16 protein-coding genes are annotated in these 13459 nt (G+C 61.5%); 7 read left to right on the top strand and 9 right to left on the bottom strand.

The window, feature by feature from the left end; all coding sequences use genetic code 11:
• Positions 1 to 204 precede the first annotated feature (204 nt).
• Both ABWU19_RS12110 and ABWU19_RS12115 read right to left on the bottom strand, forming a co-directional pair.
• Positions 205 to 846 carry a Crp/Fnr family transcriptional regulator gene (locus ABWU19_RS12110; protein WP_435901940.1) on the bottom strand — a complete coding sequence of 214 codons (642 nt, stop codon included), beginning with the start codon at positions 844 to 846 and terminating at the stop codon, positions 205 to 207.
• 91 nt (positions 847 to 937) lie between these two features.
• A complete protein-coding gene (locus ABWU19_RS12115; protein WP_435901941.1) occupies positions 938 to 1747 on the bottom strand; it encodes a menaquinone biosynthesis family protein in 810 nt (269 codons plus the stop codon).
• A 74-nt stretch (positions 1748 to 1821) separates the two neighbouring features.
• On the opposite strand from ABWU19_RS12115, the gene ABWU19_RS12120 reads away from it, so the two are divergent.
• From ABWU19_RS12120 to mntA, 6 genes are all read left to right on the top strand, one after another.
• Positions 1822 to 2601, top strand: coding sequence for an ABC transporter permease (locus tag ABWU19_RS12120; RefSeq protein WP_435901942.1), 780 nt, complete (start codon positions 1822 to 1824; stop codon positions 2599 to 2601).
• A gap of 94 nt (positions 2602 to 2695) precedes the next feature.
• On the top strand, positions 2696 to 5260 hold the full coding sequence (clpB, locus tag ABWU19_RS12125) for an ATP-dependent chaperone ClpB (protein ID WP_435901943.1): 2565 nt from the start codon (positions 2696 to 2698) through the stop codon (positions 5258 to 5260).
• Positions 5261 to 5267: 7 nt separating this feature from the next.
• Complete coding sequence (gene trxA, locus ABWU19_RS12130; RefSeq protein WP_435901944.1) at positions 5268 to 5690, top strand: thioredoxin; 423 nt, start codon at positions 5268 to 5270, stop codon at positions 5688 to 5690.
• Between the two features lie 88 nt (positions 5691 to 5778).
• Complete coding sequence (locus ABWU19_RS12135) at positions 5779 to 6192, top strand: Hsp20/alpha crystallin family protein (protein ID WP_435901945.1); 414 nt, start codon at positions 5779 to 5781, stop codon at positions 6190 to 6192.
• Positions 6193 to 6348: 156 nt separating this feature from the next.
• The gene (locus tag ABWU19_RS12140; RefSeq protein ID WP_435901946.1) at positions 6349 to 7005 is read left to right on the top strand and encodes a rhomboid family intramembrane serine protease; all 657 of its coding nucleotides are present in this window, start codon (positions 6349 to 6351) and stop codon (positions 7003 to 7005) included.
• Between the two features lie 31 nt (positions 7006 to 7036).
• The gene (gene mntA / locus ABWU19_RS12145) at positions 7037 to 7468 is read left to right on the top strand and encodes a type VII toxin-antitoxin system MntA family adenylyltransferase antitoxin (RefSeq protein WP_435901947.1); all 432 of its coding nucleotides are present in this window, start codon (positions 7037 to 7039) and stop codon (positions 7466 to 7468) included.
• 90 nt (positions 7469 to 7558) lie between these two features.
• On the opposite strand, the gene ABWU19_RS12150 is transcribed toward mntA, so the two are convergent.
• Entirely contained in the window at positions 7559 to 7912 is a 354-nt protein-coding gene (locus tag ABWU19_RS12150; protein ID WP_119361864.1) for a type II secretion system protein, read from the bottom strand.
• A gap of 69 nt (positions 7913 to 7981) precedes the next feature.
• Entirely contained in the window at positions 7982 to 8365 is a 384-nt protein-coding gene (locus ABWU19_RS12155; RefSeq protein WP_119361863.1) for a type II secretion system protein, read from the bottom strand.
• A 203-nt stretch (positions 8366 to 8568) separates the two neighbouring features.
• On the opposite strand from ABWU19_RS12155, the gene ABWU19_RS12160 reads away from it, so the two are divergent.
• On the top strand, positions 8569 to 9291 hold the full coding sequence (locus tag ABWU19_RS12160) for a tetratricopeptide repeat protein (protein ID WP_435901948.1): 723 nt from the start codon (positions 8569 to 8571) through the stop codon (positions 9289 to 9291).
• On the opposite strand, the gene ABWU19_RS12165 is transcribed toward ABWU19_RS12160, so the two are convergent.
• The 5 genes from ABWU19_RS12165 to ABWU19_RS12185 form a co-directional block, all read right to left on the bottom strand.
• Complete coding sequence (locus ABWU19_RS12165; RefSeq protein WP_435901949.1) at positions 9288 to 9764, bottom strand: Rab family GTPase; 477 nt, start codon at positions 9762 to 9764, stop codon at positions 9288 to 9290. The genes ABWU19_RS12160 and ABWU19_RS12165 overlap by 4 nt on opposite strands.
• A 144-nt stretch (positions 9765 to 9908) precedes the next feature.
• Entirely contained in the window at positions 9909 to 11213 is a 1305-nt protein-coding gene (locus ABWU19_RS12170; RefSeq protein WP_435901950.1) for a hypothetical protein, read from the bottom strand.
• A gap of 12 nt (positions 11214 to 11225) precedes the next feature.
• On the bottom strand, positions 11226 to 11711 hold the full coding sequence (locus ABWU19_RS12175) for a hypothetical protein (RefSeq protein ID WP_435901951.1): 486 nt from the start codon (positions 11709 to 11711) through the stop codon (positions 11226 to 11228).
• A gap of 26 nt (positions 11712 to 11737) precedes the next feature.
• Entirely contained in the window at positions 11738 to 12187 is a 450-nt protein-coding gene (locus ABWU19_RS12180; RefSeq protein WP_435901952.1) for a cupin domain-containing protein, read from the bottom strand.
• A 16-nt stretch (positions 12188 to 12203) separates the two neighbouring features.
• Positions 12204 to 13301: a RuBisCO large subunit C-terminal-like domain-containing protein gene (locus tag ABWU19_RS12185; protein ID WP_435901953.1), complete on the bottom strand. Its 1098-nt coding sequence runs from the start codon at positions 13299 to 13301 to the stop codon at positions 12204 to 12206.
• Between the last annotated feature and the right edge of the window lie 158 nt (positions 13302 to 13459).

A 13459-nucleotide genomic window follows, 5' to 3' on the forward strand; every position in this document is an offset into this window, starting at 1 on the left:
GGGGTGGCGGGGTTCGGGTGGATTCCTGAAGAATGACTATCTATCTAAGGTTGGTATAAGGCGCCGCGGCTTTCCTGCAAGCCGATCCGGGGATTTCTGCTGCGTGCTCCCTTCAGGCCTTGCCTGGCCGGGCCAGGGTCGGCACCGGCAAAACAAGAACCCAGCCCAGTTTTTGGGTTTGCACATACAGGGTTATTTCCCGGCTTACAGGGCAACGCGCCGCAGTGCGTCGGGCTTGAGAATCAAAATGCGTCGGTAGCCCAGCTCGATGGTATCGTCCATGGCTAGCTCGCCCAGCACCTTGGTGATGGTCTCGCGGGTGGAGCCGGCCAGGTGGGCCAGATCCTGGTGCGACAGGGTTACTTCTAGCCCCTCTTTGCTCTTGTGCATGGCCGTGAGCAGGGCTTTGGCCAGCCGTGGGAGCACTTCTTTGAAACGCAGATCGCGCAGCCGTTCCTCGGCCTTACGCAGCCGGCGCGAAAGCAGCAGCACAAAGGCGGCCTGGGCCTCGGGGAAGCGGCTGGTGAGGCGCAACAGGTCTTCCCTCGAGGCCGAGAGCAGCTCACAGTCCACCAGCGGCTCGGCAAAAACCCCATAACGTTGATCCGGTAACAAAGCACCCTCGCCAAATATGTCGCCGGCCCCCACCACCGTCAGGGTGATCTCTTCTTCCTGGGGCCCAAGCTGGAACAGGCGAACCCAACCCTCGAGCACGTAGTACAGGGTTCTGGCTTCATCTTCCGGATAACACACGTAGCTATTCCGCCGAGCCGTGAAGCTGCGGAATACCCGTTCGGCCTCGGCCCTGGCTTCCGGGGGCAGGGTGGCAATGAAGTCCGGGGTCATATGGTTAATTTAGCGGTTCTACGTGTGAGAGATTCCTGGCCGAGGATACAAATTGTAAGCAGCATCCCTTAACCCCCCAACCATACAGCCTTCAGGCAAAGAGGGGAAGGCTCGAGGCGGGCAACAGTCCGGCTGCCTCGCCGCGCCTGAACAGCTCGGCCACTGCCGCCTCGCCCTCGGCCCCTACGTCCAGCGAAAAGCTGTTCACGTAGGTGTGGATGTGGGCCCAGATGACCTCGTCTTGCAGCTCCTGGGCGTGCTTTTTGATGTAGGCCACCGTTTCTTCGGGGTGGGCGTAGGCGTACTCGAGGCTCAGCCGCACCGCCCGATCGATGGCCCGAATGGTTTCGCTGCCCAGGTCGCGCCGGGCCAGAATGGCCCCCAGCGGCAGGGGCAGGCCGGTCAGGTTTTCCCACCACTCACCCAGGTCCAGGAGCTTTTGCAGCCCGTGCAGGTGGTAGGTAAAGCGCGACTCGTGGATAATCAGCCCGGCATCCACCTGGCCCCGCGCCACCGCGGGCATAATCTGGTCGTAGCGCATCTCCACCGGCTCAAAGCCCTGGCTGTGCAGGGAAAGCAGCAGGAAGGCGGTGGTGTGGCGGCCTGGAATGGCAATTTTTTTGCCTGCCAGTTCACCCAGCGCCTGCCGGGCGACCAGCAGTGGCCCCACCCCCCGCCCCAGCGCGCCCCCCGAACGGAGCGCAACGTACTGTTCGCGCAGGTGGCCATAAGCGGCGTAGCTGATTTTGGTCAGGGGAAGCCGCCTCTGCAAGGCCCAGCGGTTCAGGGTTTCCACGTCTTCCAGCAGTTCGTGGATGGGGAAGGGGGTGGCAACCCTGCCGTGGGCCAGGGCATAGAAGATAAAAGTATCGTTGGGGCAGAACGAGTAGCCTAGCTGCATGCGCTTAATGCTACTGGCTCGCGTACCGGCAAAGTGAGAGCGGTTTCCTGTAAAGCCTCTGATAGACTGGGTTTATGCGCTACCTGCGGGTGCTGGGCCGCTTCTGGGGAACGGCCCTGGCCGCCGAGCTCGAGTACCGTGGCAACTTTTTGCTGGCGGCTTTGTCGTCGCTGGGAGGGGCCGTGGGCAGCCTGTTCGGGATTTCCCTGCTCTACCAGGGGGGGTATCAGCCGGGGGGGTGGCGCTTCGAGGAGGCCCTCTTGGTGCTGGCGGCCTTCCTGATGCTCGATGGCCTGGCCTTTACCCTGCTCTCGCCCAACCTGAACCGGGTGGTGGAGCAGGTGCAGAAGGGCACCCTCGACTTTGTGCTGCTCAAGCCGCTGGACAGCCAGTTCTGGCTTTCTTTTCGCACCCTTTCCCCCTGGGGCCTGAGCGACGGGTTGATTGGGCTTTTTATCTGGTTCTACGCCGGCAGCCGCCTGGGGCTGGGCCTGGCCGACTACCTGCTGGGCTTTGGTCTGCTGGCGCTGGCCTTTGTGCTGCTGTACAGCCTGTGGTTCATCATTGGCAGCAGCAGCATCTGGTTTGTAAAGGTGGCCAACGCCACCGAGGTACTGCGGGCGCTGCTCGAGGCCGGGCGCTTTCCGGTGCAGGCTTTTCCAGCAGCCTACCGCTTCATCTTTACTTTTGTGGTGCCGGTGGCCTTCCTGACCACTGTGCCAGCCGAAGCTGCCCTGGGCCGCCTGACCTTACCTGGCCTGGGTCTGGCTTTTCTGATTGCCCTGGGGCTGCTGCTGTTCTCCAGGGTGTTCTGGCGCTTTGCCCTGAGGAGCTACACCTCGGCCTCGAGCTAAAGGGGCATGGGGTGCTCGGCATGCCTGAGGCCAATAGCAAAGAAGGCTCATTAGACTTGACAGTAATACACTCAAGTTTCATAATAAGCCTGATATGAATCTGGAGCGCTTTACCGAACAAGCCCGGGGGGCCATTGCCCAGAGCCAGGTGCTGGCGCGGGAGTCGTCCCACTCGCAGATCGACCTGCCCCATCTGGTCGCAGTGATGCTGCGGGATGCCGCTGGTCTACCGGCCCAAATTGTGCAAAAAGCCGGTCAGAACCCCAAAAGCATTTATCAGGCGGCCCAGACCGAGCTGGGGCGTTTGCCCAGGGTCTCCGGCGCCGAGGGGGGGCAGTACCTCTCGTCCCGGCTGGCTTCGGCCCTGGGACGGGCCGAAAAGCTGGCTGAAGAACTCAAGGATCGCTTTGTGGCCCTGGATACGCTGCTGCTGGCCCTGGCCGAGACCGGCTACGGAGGCTTGCAAGCCGACGGCATTCGGAAAGCCCTGCAGGAGGTTAGAGGAGGAAGAACCGTGAACAGTGAACATGCCGAAGGTACCTACAATGCCCTGGAGCAGTATGGCCTCGACCTGACCCGCCAGGCCGAAGAGGGCAGGCTCGACCCCGTAATTGGACGGGATGAAGAAATCCGGCGGGTAATCCAGATTTTGCTGCGCCGCACCAAAAACAACCCCGTGCTCATCGGTGAGCCGGGGGTAGGCAAGACCGCCATTGCCGAAGGGCTGGCCCAGCGCATCGTCAAGGGCGACGTGCCCGAAGGGCTCAAAGGTAAGCGGATCGTGAGCTTGCAGATGGGCTCGCTGCTGGCGGGTGCTAAGTACCGGGGCGAGTTTGAAGAGCGGCTCAAGGCCGTCATTCAGGAGACCGTGCAGAGCGCGGGCCAGATTATTCTGTTCATCGACGAGCTTCATACCGTGGTGGGGGCTGGCAAGGCCGAAGGCGCGGTGGATGCGGGCAACATGCTCAAGCCCGCCCTGGCTCGAGGCGAGCTGCACTTGATTGGGGCCACCACCCTCGACGAGTACCGCGAAATTGAGAAAGACCCGGCTTTGGAGCGCCGCTTCCAGCCGGTGTTTGTGGATGAACCCAGCCTCGAGGAGACCGTGAGCATCCTGCGCGGCATCAAGGAGAAGTACGAGGTGCACCACGGGGTGCGCATCGCCGACCCCGCGCTCATTGCGGCGGCCCAGCTCTCGCACCGCTACATCGCCGACCGCAAGCTGCCCGATAAGGCCATTGACCTGGTGGACGAAGCCGCGGCCCGCCTGCGCATGGCCCTCGAGTCCTCGCCCGAGAGCATCGACGCCCTGAACCGCCGTAAGCTCCAGCTCGAGATCGAGCGCGAGGCCCTGAAGAAAGAAACCGACGCCGAGAGCAAATTCAGGCTGGGCGAGCTGGAAAAAGAAATTGCCGAGCTCGAGGCCGAAATCAACAAACAGAAAGCCGAATGGGAGGCCGAGCGCGAGGTTATGCAGAGGCTGCGGGCCGCCCAGCAGCGCCTCGACGAGGTGCGTACCCAGATCGAGCAGGCCGAGCGGGCCTACGACCTGAACAAAGCGGCCCAATTGCGCTACGGTGAGCTGCCGCGGCTGGAGCAGGAGGTCAACGAACTGGCCGAGCGCATGGCGGGCGCGCAGTTCGTGCGGCCCATGGTCACGGAAGAAGACATTGCCGCCATCGTCTCGCGCTGGACGGGTATTCCTGTGGCCAAACTGATGGAAGGCGAGCGCGAGAAGCTCCTGCGCCTGGAGGACGAGCTACACAAGCGGGTGGTAGGCCAGGACGAAGCCATCGTGGCGGTGGCCGATGCCATTCGGCGGGCCCGCGCCGGCCTCAAAGACCCCAACCGGCCCATTGGTTCCTTCCTCTTCCTGGGGCCTACCGGGGTGGGTAAGACCGAGCTGGCCAAGACCCTGGCCGCCAGCCTCTTCGATACCGAAGAGAACATGATCCGCATCGACATGTCGGAGTACCAGGAGAAGCACACCGTGGCCCGCCTGATTGGGGCACCTCCGGGCTACGTGGGCTACGAGGAGGGCGGCCAGCTTACCGAGGCGGTGCGCCGTCGGCCCTACGCGGTGATCCTCTTCGACGAGATCGAGAAGGCCCACCCCGATGTGTTCAATGTGCTGTTGCAGGTGCTCGACGACGGTCGCCTGACCGATGGGCAGGGCCGCACGGTGGACTTCCGCAATACCGCCATCATCCTCACCTCCAACATCGGCTCGCCCCTCATCTTCGAGGGCATCCAGTCGGGCCAGAGCTACGAGGCCATCCGCGAGCGGGTCTTTGGGGTGCTTCAGCAGCACTTCCGCCCCGAGTTTTTGAACCGTCTGGACGAGATTGTGGTCTTCCGCCCGCTGGCCAAAGAGCAGATTGCGGCCATCGTGCAGATCCAGCTCGAGGCGGTGCGCAAACGCCTGGCCGAACGCCGGATTACCCTCGAGCTCTCGCAAGAGGCCCTCGACTTCCTGGCCCAGCGCGGTTACGACCCGGTTTTTGGGGCCAGGCCCCTGAAGCGGGTAATCCAGCGGGAACTGGAGACCCCCCTCTCGCGCAAAATCCTGGCGGGTGAGGTGCCCGATGGCGCTCATCTGTACGTCAACACCGGCCCCCAGGGACTCACCTTCGAGGTTCGGCAGACTGCACTGGCATAAAACGACTATGGCAAGCGATAACATCATCACCTGTAGCCACTGCGGTGCAAAAAACCGCTTAGGCCAACCCCCCGCAGGCCAGGTTCCGGTCTGCGGGGCCTGCAAGAAGCCCCTGCCCTGGCTGGTGAATGCCACCCAGGGCCTGACCCCCGAGCTTCAGGCCAGCGTGCCGGTGCTGGTTGACTTCTGGGCCGAGTGGTGCGGGCCTTGCAAGATGGTTGCGCCGGTGCTCGAGGAAATCGCCCGTGAGTACGCGGGTCGGCTCAAAATCGTCAAGCTCAACGTTGACCAGTTTCCCCTGGCGCAAAGCGCTTACCAGGTGCAGGGCATTCCCACCCTGATCCTGTTCAAAAACGGCCAGCCGGTCGAACGCGTGGTGGGGGCTGCACCCAAGCACATGCTCTTGCAAAAACTAAAGCCCCATCTGTAGAGGTCAGGCCGGATGGATGTCTCGGCGCTAAAACGACTTGACAATAATACACTCAAGTTTTATACTCCCTTACGTAAAGGAGGTTGCTATGATTAGATACAACCCTTTCCGTGAGATTGAACAACTGCAAAACGCCCTGTTGCGCAACTTTTTCACCCCCACTAGCGAAAGCGCCCATACCCCGCTGGTAGATGCGCTCGAGGATGCCCAGGGTATCCACCTGGCGGTGTACCTGCCTGGTATTGAGCCTTCGCAGGTCGAGGTAACCGCCGAGAACAACACCCTGACCATCCGGGCCGAGCGTCCCTTCAACAAGCCCGAAAACGCCAACCAGTGGCGGCTCGAGGGGCCTTATGGCAAGTTTGAGCGCAGCTTTGTCATTCCCAACACCTTCGACCTGGGCAAAATCGAGGCCACCTTCAAGCACGGCATCCTCTACCTCGACATCCCCAAAGCCGAAGCTGCCCAACCCCGCCGCATTGAGGTAAGGGTCAACTCGTAAGGCAGTAGCCGCGAATAGCCCCCGCCAGGCGGGGGCATTTTTCTTGAGCGGGGCCCACAGAATGCCTGTACCAATGGTTTGTGTCGGACTGGCTAAAAAAACGCAGCACACCCTGTAGCGCAATTCTGAGAACCGCGATTGCTGTAACCTGAGAACATGTTTCCCCTGCACGACATCAACCGGGCCCACCGCCGCCCGTATGTGGTCTACCTGCTGGTGGTGCTAAACCTGGCAGGCTTTGTCTATACTTTTGCCCTAACCGACCCTGCCGCCGTTATTGGGGCCTACGGCTTTGTGCCGGCCCGCTTTGCCGCCGATTTTTGGGGCGAGTGGATAACGCTTTTTAGCAGCATGTTCTTACACGGGAGCCTGCTGCACATCCTGGGCAACCTGTGGTTCTTGTGGGTTTTTGGCGACAACATCGAAGACCGCCTGGGCCACGGGCGTTTTTTGTTGTTCTACCTGCTGGGCGGGGTTGCCGCAGCGCTAATTCAGGGCCTGGTGGGTGGTTTTTCCAGCGATGTGCCCATGATTGGCGCCTCGGGGGCCATCTCGGCCCTGCTGGGTGCTTATATTGTGCTCTACCCCAGGGCCCTGATCCTCTCGCTGGTGGGCTGGATTCCCGTACCCATTCCAGCCATTCTTTACCTGGGCTACTGGCTTCTAATCCAGTTTGTGGGCGATTTTATGGGCGAGGAGGGCATCGCCTTCTGGGCGCATATTGGCGGTTTTGTGGTGGGGGTGGTGCTCATTCGGTGGTTCGAGCGCGGTGCGCCAAAACCTGGACGGCAGCGGCGCCGAATCGGCCTCTAGAGGCGGTATGCGGGGCTGATAGAATGGCTTTATGGCTGCACTGGCTGGCGAAACCTTGGAATCCATCACTGCCCTCATCCGAGAGCGGCTGTCGCCAGAGGCCATATACTTGTTTGGTTCCCAGGCCGAAGGGAAGGCCCAGCCCGATAGCGATCTGGACATCGCTGTTTTGGGCACCGTGCCCTACGACCCCTGGGTGCTGTTTACGCTGGCGCAGGAGCTGTTAGCGCACCAGGAGACCGGCCAGACCCACCCACCCACCGAGGTTGACCTGGTGGATTTAGCCACTGCGCCCCCAGCGCTCAGGGCTAGTGTCGTGACGCAGGGTCGGCGCGTGTTTTGTGCGAATCGGCTACGCTGCGATTTGTTTGAAATCCGTGTGCTGAAAGAGTATGCCTACCTGCAAGAAGAGCGGCGGCCAATATTAGAGGACATCCGCCGTCGAGGGCGGGTCTATGGATGATATTCTCCCGAGCAAGTGTGCGGCGCGGGAGTCCGGGGGGTGAAAGAATGAAGCCTCCCGCAAGGGAGGCCCACTAAGGCATCTAGTGCTTTAGGGCAGGGTATAGGTGGTTCCTAACCGGCTTGTGACCGAAACTTCTGGGATGCCATCATTGTCGGAGTCCGATACGGTACAGGCACTTACAGAGGAGCCTGGGCTTGGTGCAATATAGCCGCCTGCGTTATATCCCCCCGTGCAATCGCTGGTGGTAATGACCGCCCGGCTGGGGTCTTCGGCCACATAGGCAAAGGCCGCTTTAGAGACATTCTGGGCATGGGCCAGTGCGGCGCGGTCTTCGGCGGTTCGCCTGGCATGTAGCAAATTGGGCACCAGTACGGCAGCGAGAATACCAATGATGGCTATCACGATCAGCAGTTCGATGAGCGTGAAGCCTCTTTGCTGCATGAGGGTGCTCCTGATGTGGGAATGGGTGGGATTGTGCGCCAATCCCACCCACGCTAGGAGGTTAGCACCTTAGGGGATGGTTTTTGCAGGGGTGGTAGCTCCGTTGTACGTGACGCTCACAGCCTGCGTTGTGGCATTGTAGGTAACATTGCAATCACCTCCTGTACCTGAGATTGTTCCAGGAGCGCTACCTGCATCGTAGGTACCACCGTTAGTGATAGTAACTGAATAGCCAGTTTTGCAGCTTTTCTGAATTTCGGTTGCAGCGATGTTGGGGTCTTCCGCGATGGCGGCGTTGGCAGCCTTATAGACGTTCTGGGCGTAGGCCTGCTCGGCGCGAACCTGAGCGGTTTTGCGGGCGTTGAGCAGGTTGGGCACCAGCACGGCGGCCAGGATGCCGATGATGGCGATGACGATCAACAGCTCGATCAGGGTAAAACCGGACTTCTTCATAACTTCTCCTAAGGGTTCCGCACCGGGATATGGTATAGGTGCGGTATTGCGTAGTGCGTAAGAGGGCTTGCGGTCTCGTGGGAGCGGGCCTATTCCCGAACTCCACTGCCAAGTATAGTGCCTGGTTTTGTAAGACGTGTGGAATTTGACCAAACCAACCCCCTAAAGCGTTACGTGGGGGGCTGGCAGGGTAGATTGGTGTTATGGAAGTGGACGAACTCATACAGTTGGGGCGCTACGAGGAGGCTCGAAGCCGCCTGTTGGCAGGTGAGGCGGGCCATGCCGAGGCCCTGGCGGTGCTGCTCGAGCTGCGCGACTGGCTGCGGCTGAAGGAATATGAAAGGGCTCAAAAGGTTTTAGAGCAGGACGGCGACCTGATTGCTGGTTACCTGGATCTGGAGCGGGCCAGAGCGGCCATCCGAGCCTTTGAAAGCGAAGATGAAAGCCAGATTGCGGCCTACCTGCAAGACCCCCACCTGGGGGCGGAGGCCTGGGCCACCCTGGGGCTCATCCAGATTATGCGCGGCCAGCGGGAGGAGGCCCGGCAGGCCTTCGAGGCTGCGCTCCAGGCCGACCCCCGCCACTTTAGAGCCAAGACCAACCTGGCCAACCTGGCCCTCGAGGCCGGCCAGACCGACGAGGCCATCCGGCTGTACCAGGAGGCCCTCAAGCTGAACCCCGAGTACGCCCTGGCCCACCACAACCTGGGCGCGGCCTACCGCAAGAAAGGCCAGCTCGATAAAGCGGTGTACCACATCAAACAGGGCCAGCGCCTGCAGATGCGCCCCCCGGTGCGGCCTCCCCGTGCCCCGGTGCCAGGCGCTTCGCTCCCCCTGCCAGAGCGCAAGCCCCTTTTGGGCCGCCGCTGGTGGCTGTGGCTCTTGGTTATTGGGCTGGTTTACTGGCTGATTAACCGCCAGCCCTAGCTGCTTTTGCCGAGCATCCGGCCTGCCAGGGTGTGGAAGGCTTCCTCTACGGCTTCGCCGGTTTTGGCGCTGGTGTAGCGCACCTCCCAGCCTTTGGCCCGCAGTTGGTCGAGCTGGGCCTCACTTACCTGCCAGGGCAGGTCGTGCTCGTTGAGCAGCAGGATGAAGGGAACCGGGCCCAGCACCTCCTGGGCGCGTGCGTGCAGGCTTTGGGCGGCCTCGAGGGTATCGGCGCGGGTTCCGTCGGCTACCAGCAAATAGCCCGAGCTGCCCCGCAGGTAAAAGGGCTGCACCCGCTGGAACTGGTCTTCGCCGTACAGGTCCCACAAGACCAGACTTACCTCCTGTCCGTTGACCGTGACGATTTTTTTATCAATCTTGACCCCTACGGTGGTCTGATACTTTTCGGAAAAGATGCCGTGCACGTACCGTGCGACCAGGCTGGTTTTGCCAACCCCAAAAGCGCCCAACATGCATATTTTCTTCTGAATCACCTGGTAGCCCCCTGCCGTACCTCTGGCCCATGTGCCAGACCGGAATACCCACCAACCGGCCTGCTGCAAAGGCGGGTGCAGTTTACGCCTAAAGGCATGGTGGGCGCAAGGAACTTCATAACCTTACCTTTGTGACGGCTCGAGCACAAGCTGAGCGGTATCGAGCTGTGCCACCCCTAGCAAAGGGGCCAGGTTGCGCAGGCGGCTGAGCCAGCCCTGGGTGGCGCGTCCGCTCACGACCAGCACCCCCTCGCGCCAGGCCAGCTGCACGGTGCTGGGGGTATCCATGCGCTGCTGGATGCGTCTGAGCACGATTTCGGGCTCGAGCGACTGGTAGGGCTGCCAGCCGGCCCGGATTCGCTCGGCGCGGAGCGGCAGGCCCTCCAGCAAGGCCAGCGGGTCGGGGGCCAGGGGGTCCTTCAGGCCCCGCACCTCGTAGCGGCGGGGGGCTTCGGTAACCACCAGACCGGGGGTGCTGGAAAGGCGCTCTAGGTATGCGCTCCAGGCCCGGCTGGCCTGGAAGTTGCTATAGCCCCAGGCGCCAAGTCCGAGCAGGAGCAGGCCCAGGATGAGTAGCAACGCAATGGGGCGGCGGCTTTCCGGGCGCTTGTATTCGGCTTCCAGCAGGGAGTCCAGCAGGGGATGCGCCTTGGCAAAAACGGCATTGTCGCCGCTATAGCTGCTGAAAGCCTCGGCAAAACGGGCTTGGATCTCCAGAAGGGTGTCCTGCAAGCGTTCCTGCAAAGCCTGTGGGGGCATCCCGCGCACCACCGCGGCCAGAATGGCCTGGGGGCTTTGCTCCACCACCAGAACCCGCTCGCCAAAATTCACCGTATTGAGCCCTGCTTCGGGGTCGAAGGAGTCGCGCACAAAATCGCCAATGGCGGTTAGCATACCCGAGACCAAAGCGCCATCTTGAACGCTGACGCCCGCGGCAACCTGGTGGGCCAGCAGCAAGCCGCTGCTACGCTGAATCAGCAAAACCTGCTCAACCCGGTACAGCAGGGTGTGCGAGAGCACCACCTCGGCAAAGGACTTGCCGCTCGTGAGGGCCTCGAGCCGCCAGCGTAGCCCCTGCACACTAAACACCTGGTCGAGGGTTTGGTTGAGGCTTTGCGTGAGCGAGGCAAATAGGCTGGTTACTGCCCGCCGAATAGCCGGCAACAGTACCGGAAACAGAATATCCACCAGCAGCTTGGGGTTGCGCTGCACCAGCCGCAGGAAGGTTTCTTCGATGATGGGGTTGAGCGCGTACTGTAGGGCTTTATCGCTTTGGCTGCGGCGGAGCAGGGCCTCCGGCAGAACCTGCGCGACCCACTCTTCCCAGCGGGCCGGGTCTTGCAAGGCCTGCAGGGCTTGCTGTTCGGGCTCGAGCAGCAGCTTTCGCAGGGCCTCGAGGTTGTCGGAAGGAGGGGCGGGGTGAGCCATGGCAGAGCTTGGCTAGTCTTTTTGTAGCTGATTGGCCAGGCCGGTCAGCAGGTGGGCCAGGGCGGCCCGGTCGGTTTTGTGCAGGCGCAGCTCCTCGATGGCGGCGTACAGGCTCGAGGCCAGTTGGTCGAGTTTTTTGTTGAGCTCCTTGCCCTGCTCCTTCAGGTCGGCCCGCATTTCTTTCATTTCGGAGGCCAGCCTGTCTTCCAGGCTGTCTACTGCTGCATCCAGGCTACCCTGCAGGGCCTGGTCGGCAATCTGGCGCTCCTCGGCTTCCTGTTGCAAAAGCCCTACCAAGCGGTTTTCCAGCGCAGCGATGCGATCCAGCAGTTCCTGGTTGAGCCAGGTGGTTCGCTCCTGCAGGCGCTGTTCCAGGCCCTGAAGCTTGTGCTCGAACTCGAGCATCTGCTGACCAAACAGAATGCTACGAATCTGCTCGAGGTGTGCTTCGGGGTTTTTGCTTACGTGGGTTTCTTCGACGGAGGCACGCTTAGACATGGCATCACCTTATCACAGGCACAGGGTCAGACCTGTATAAATTCGGCAACAGCCGGGATTTTTCGCAATTCCTGCAGCTCATCTGGCCCGGGTAGCTGGGGCCGGTCGCGCTCGGTGTTGACCAGGCACAAGAAGCCCAGCGGCTCGTTCTCGCTGGCGCGGAACTGGTGCCAGGTTAGTGGCGGCACGTGAATCAGGTCGTGCAGCTCGAGGCTATGTATCTCCTGTCCCACCAAGCAGGCCCCCCGTCCCCGGATGACCATCACGGCGTGTACATGCTGGTGGCGCTCGAGGGTGGTGTGTCCCCCAGGGGCTACCTCGAAGTAGCGCCACTGGGCGGCAAGCTGGGGGTCGCTGAAAAGCACCTGACGGGTTACGCCCTTGAATGGGGCCACTCCTTCCGACTTATAGGCCAGCACCTCCACATCTTCCCAGGTGTAGTGATGCGCTGTCCGTTTGGTTTTGCTCGAGGTCATAGCTCTCATTCTAACGCTAGATTTTTTCCACGCTGGCCGCCACTTTTTGCACAAACTCGCGGGTGCGCTCCAGTAGCCTATCCCCTGCGGCCAGGAGGTTGCCGCCGATCAGGAGCATGGTATCGGGCCCATAAAACCCCAGCATTTCCTCCACCCGTTCGACGGTCATGCCCCCTGCCGGAACCGGTAGGGCCGGGTGAATGTGACCCCAGGACGACCGGGCGGCCTGGGCCAGCTCCATGCAGGTTTGGCTGCTGTAGGCAAAGCGGCCCCCGTAGTTGGGAAAGATGACAGCGTCGGCTCCCAGCAGCCGGAAAAGCTTTCCAAACATAAGGGGCGGGGCAATGCGCAGGCCAGCAAAAGCTGGATGCCCCAGAACTGCCAGACCCAGTTCCTCGACAAGCTCCTGAAACGCCGGAAGCCCAAGCAGCATGGGTGCTGTGAGTATTACCTTGACCCCGGCTTGCCGGGCTATTTCCAGGTTATTGCTCAGGGTTTTGGGACTACCGGCCAGCATGGGGGCATACAGGGTATGGCCGCCGGTTTCGGCGTTGGCCCTGGCAATGGCTTTTTGTATGGCCCGCACCCGCTCAGCAAAGGGGGCGTAGGGCTGGTTGGTGATGCCGTGGTCATCCTTGATGATGTCTATACCGCCCAGGGCAAAGGTATAGGCCAGCTCGGCCAGCTGGGTAGGGGAGAGGCCTTGCGGCTTGAGGGCGGTGCAGGTCAGGGGGCGGTCGTAGACGTTAGCGAGCTGGCGCAATCCAGCAATTCCAAAGCGCGGGCCCGCAAAGGCCGAGAGCAGACGGGGCGGCAGCTTCAGGTCTAATAGCTCCACATCTTCTTGCAAAGCACAGTTGCCGAAAAGAACGTTGAGCAAGCCTACCGCTTCGAAAGCGGTGGTCTGTTCGGCAAAGCGCAACACCACCCGGTAATGGCCTTCCCCGGCCTCCTGGATGGAGGCCACCTGGGCCAGCACCTCGTGCAGCAGCTCTGGCTGGCGCACAGCAGTAGGGGGCATCTCTATGCTTTGTTCGACGGCAAGGGCCTGGGCCCTGGCTTCTATCTGGTCTGGGGTAGATTCGATACGGTAAGTGGCCTCGAGCCCGTGCATAGCACAGGATTCTAAACAAAAATCACCCCACAAGCACTGCGGGGTGTTGGTTGAAGAACTGTGACGACTCCCCGCTCTTCAGAGCGGGGCTTCTCGGTTCTCACGGGACGGCCCACGCCGTACCCATCCCCGAAGGCTCCGTCCGAGCCTTTGCCAGA

It is taken from the genome of Meiothermus cerbereus (genome assembly GCF_051297115.1).
Lineage (GTDB): Bacteria > Deinococcota > Deinococci > Deinococcales > Thermaceae > Meiothermus > Meiothermus cerbereus_A.

Coding starts and splice junctions, on each gene's coding strand:
- ABWU19_RS12110 (WP_435901940.1), bottom strand. CDS start 846: ATGACCCCGGACTTCATTGCCACCCTGCCCCCGGAAGCCAGGGCCGAG.
- ABWU19_RS12115 (WP_435901941.1), bottom strand. CDS start 1,747: ATGCAGCTAGGCTACTCGTTCTGCCCCAACGATACTTTTATCTTCTAT.
- ABWU19_RS12120 (WP_435901942.1), top strand. CDS start 1,822: ATGCGCTACCTGCGGGTGCTGGGCCGCTTCTGGGGAACGGCCCTGGCC.
- clpB (WP_435901943.1), top strand. CDS start 2,696: ATGAATCTGGAGCGCTTTACCGAACAAGCCCGGGGGGCCATTGCCCAG.
- trxA (WP_435901944.1), top strand. CDS start 5,268: ATGGCAAGCGATAACATCATCACCTGTAGCCACTGCGGTGCAAAAAAC.
- ABWU19_RS12135 (WP_435901945.1), top strand. CDS start 5,779: ATGATTAGATACAACCCTTTCCGTGAGATTGAACAACTGCAAAACGCC.
- ABWU19_RS12140 (WP_435901946.1), top strand. CDS start 6,349: ATGTTTCCCCTGCACGACATCAACCGGGCCCACCGCCGCCCGTATGTG.
- mntA (WP_435901947.1), top strand. CDS start 7,037: ATGGCTGCACTGGCTGGCGAAACCTTGGAATCCATCACTGCCCTCATC.
- ABWU19_RS12150 (WP_119361864.1), bottom strand. CDS start 7,912: ATGCAGCAAAGAGGCTTCACGCTCATCGAACTGCTGATCGTGATAGCC.
- ABWU19_RS12155 (WP_119361863.1), bottom strand. CDS start 8,365: ATGAAGAAGTCCGGTTTTACCCTGATCGAGCTGTTGATCGTCATCGCC.
- ABWU19_RS12160 (WP_435901948.1), top strand. CDS start 8,569: ATGGAAGTGGACGAACTCATACAGTTGGGGCGCTACGAGGAGGCTCGA.
- ABWU19_RS12165 (WP_435901949.1), bottom strand. CDS start 9,764: ATGTTGGGCGCTTTTGGGGTTGGCAAAACCAGCCTGGTCGCACGGTAC.
- ABWU19_RS12170 (WP_435901950.1), bottom strand. CDS start 11,213: ATGGCTCACCCCGCCCCTCCTTCCGACAACCTCGAGGCCCTGCGAAAG.
- ABWU19_RS12175 (WP_435901951.1), bottom strand. CDS start 11,711: ATGTCTAAGCGTGCCTCCGTCGAAGAAACCCACGTAAGCAAAAACCCC.
- ABWU19_RS12180 (WP_435901952.1), bottom strand. CDS start 12,187: ATGACCTCGAGCAAAACCAAACGGACAGCGCATCACTACACCTGGGAA.
- ABWU19_RS12185 (WP_435901953.1), bottom strand. CDS start 13,301: ATGCACGGGCTCGAGGCCACTTACCGTATCGAATCTACCCCAGACCAG.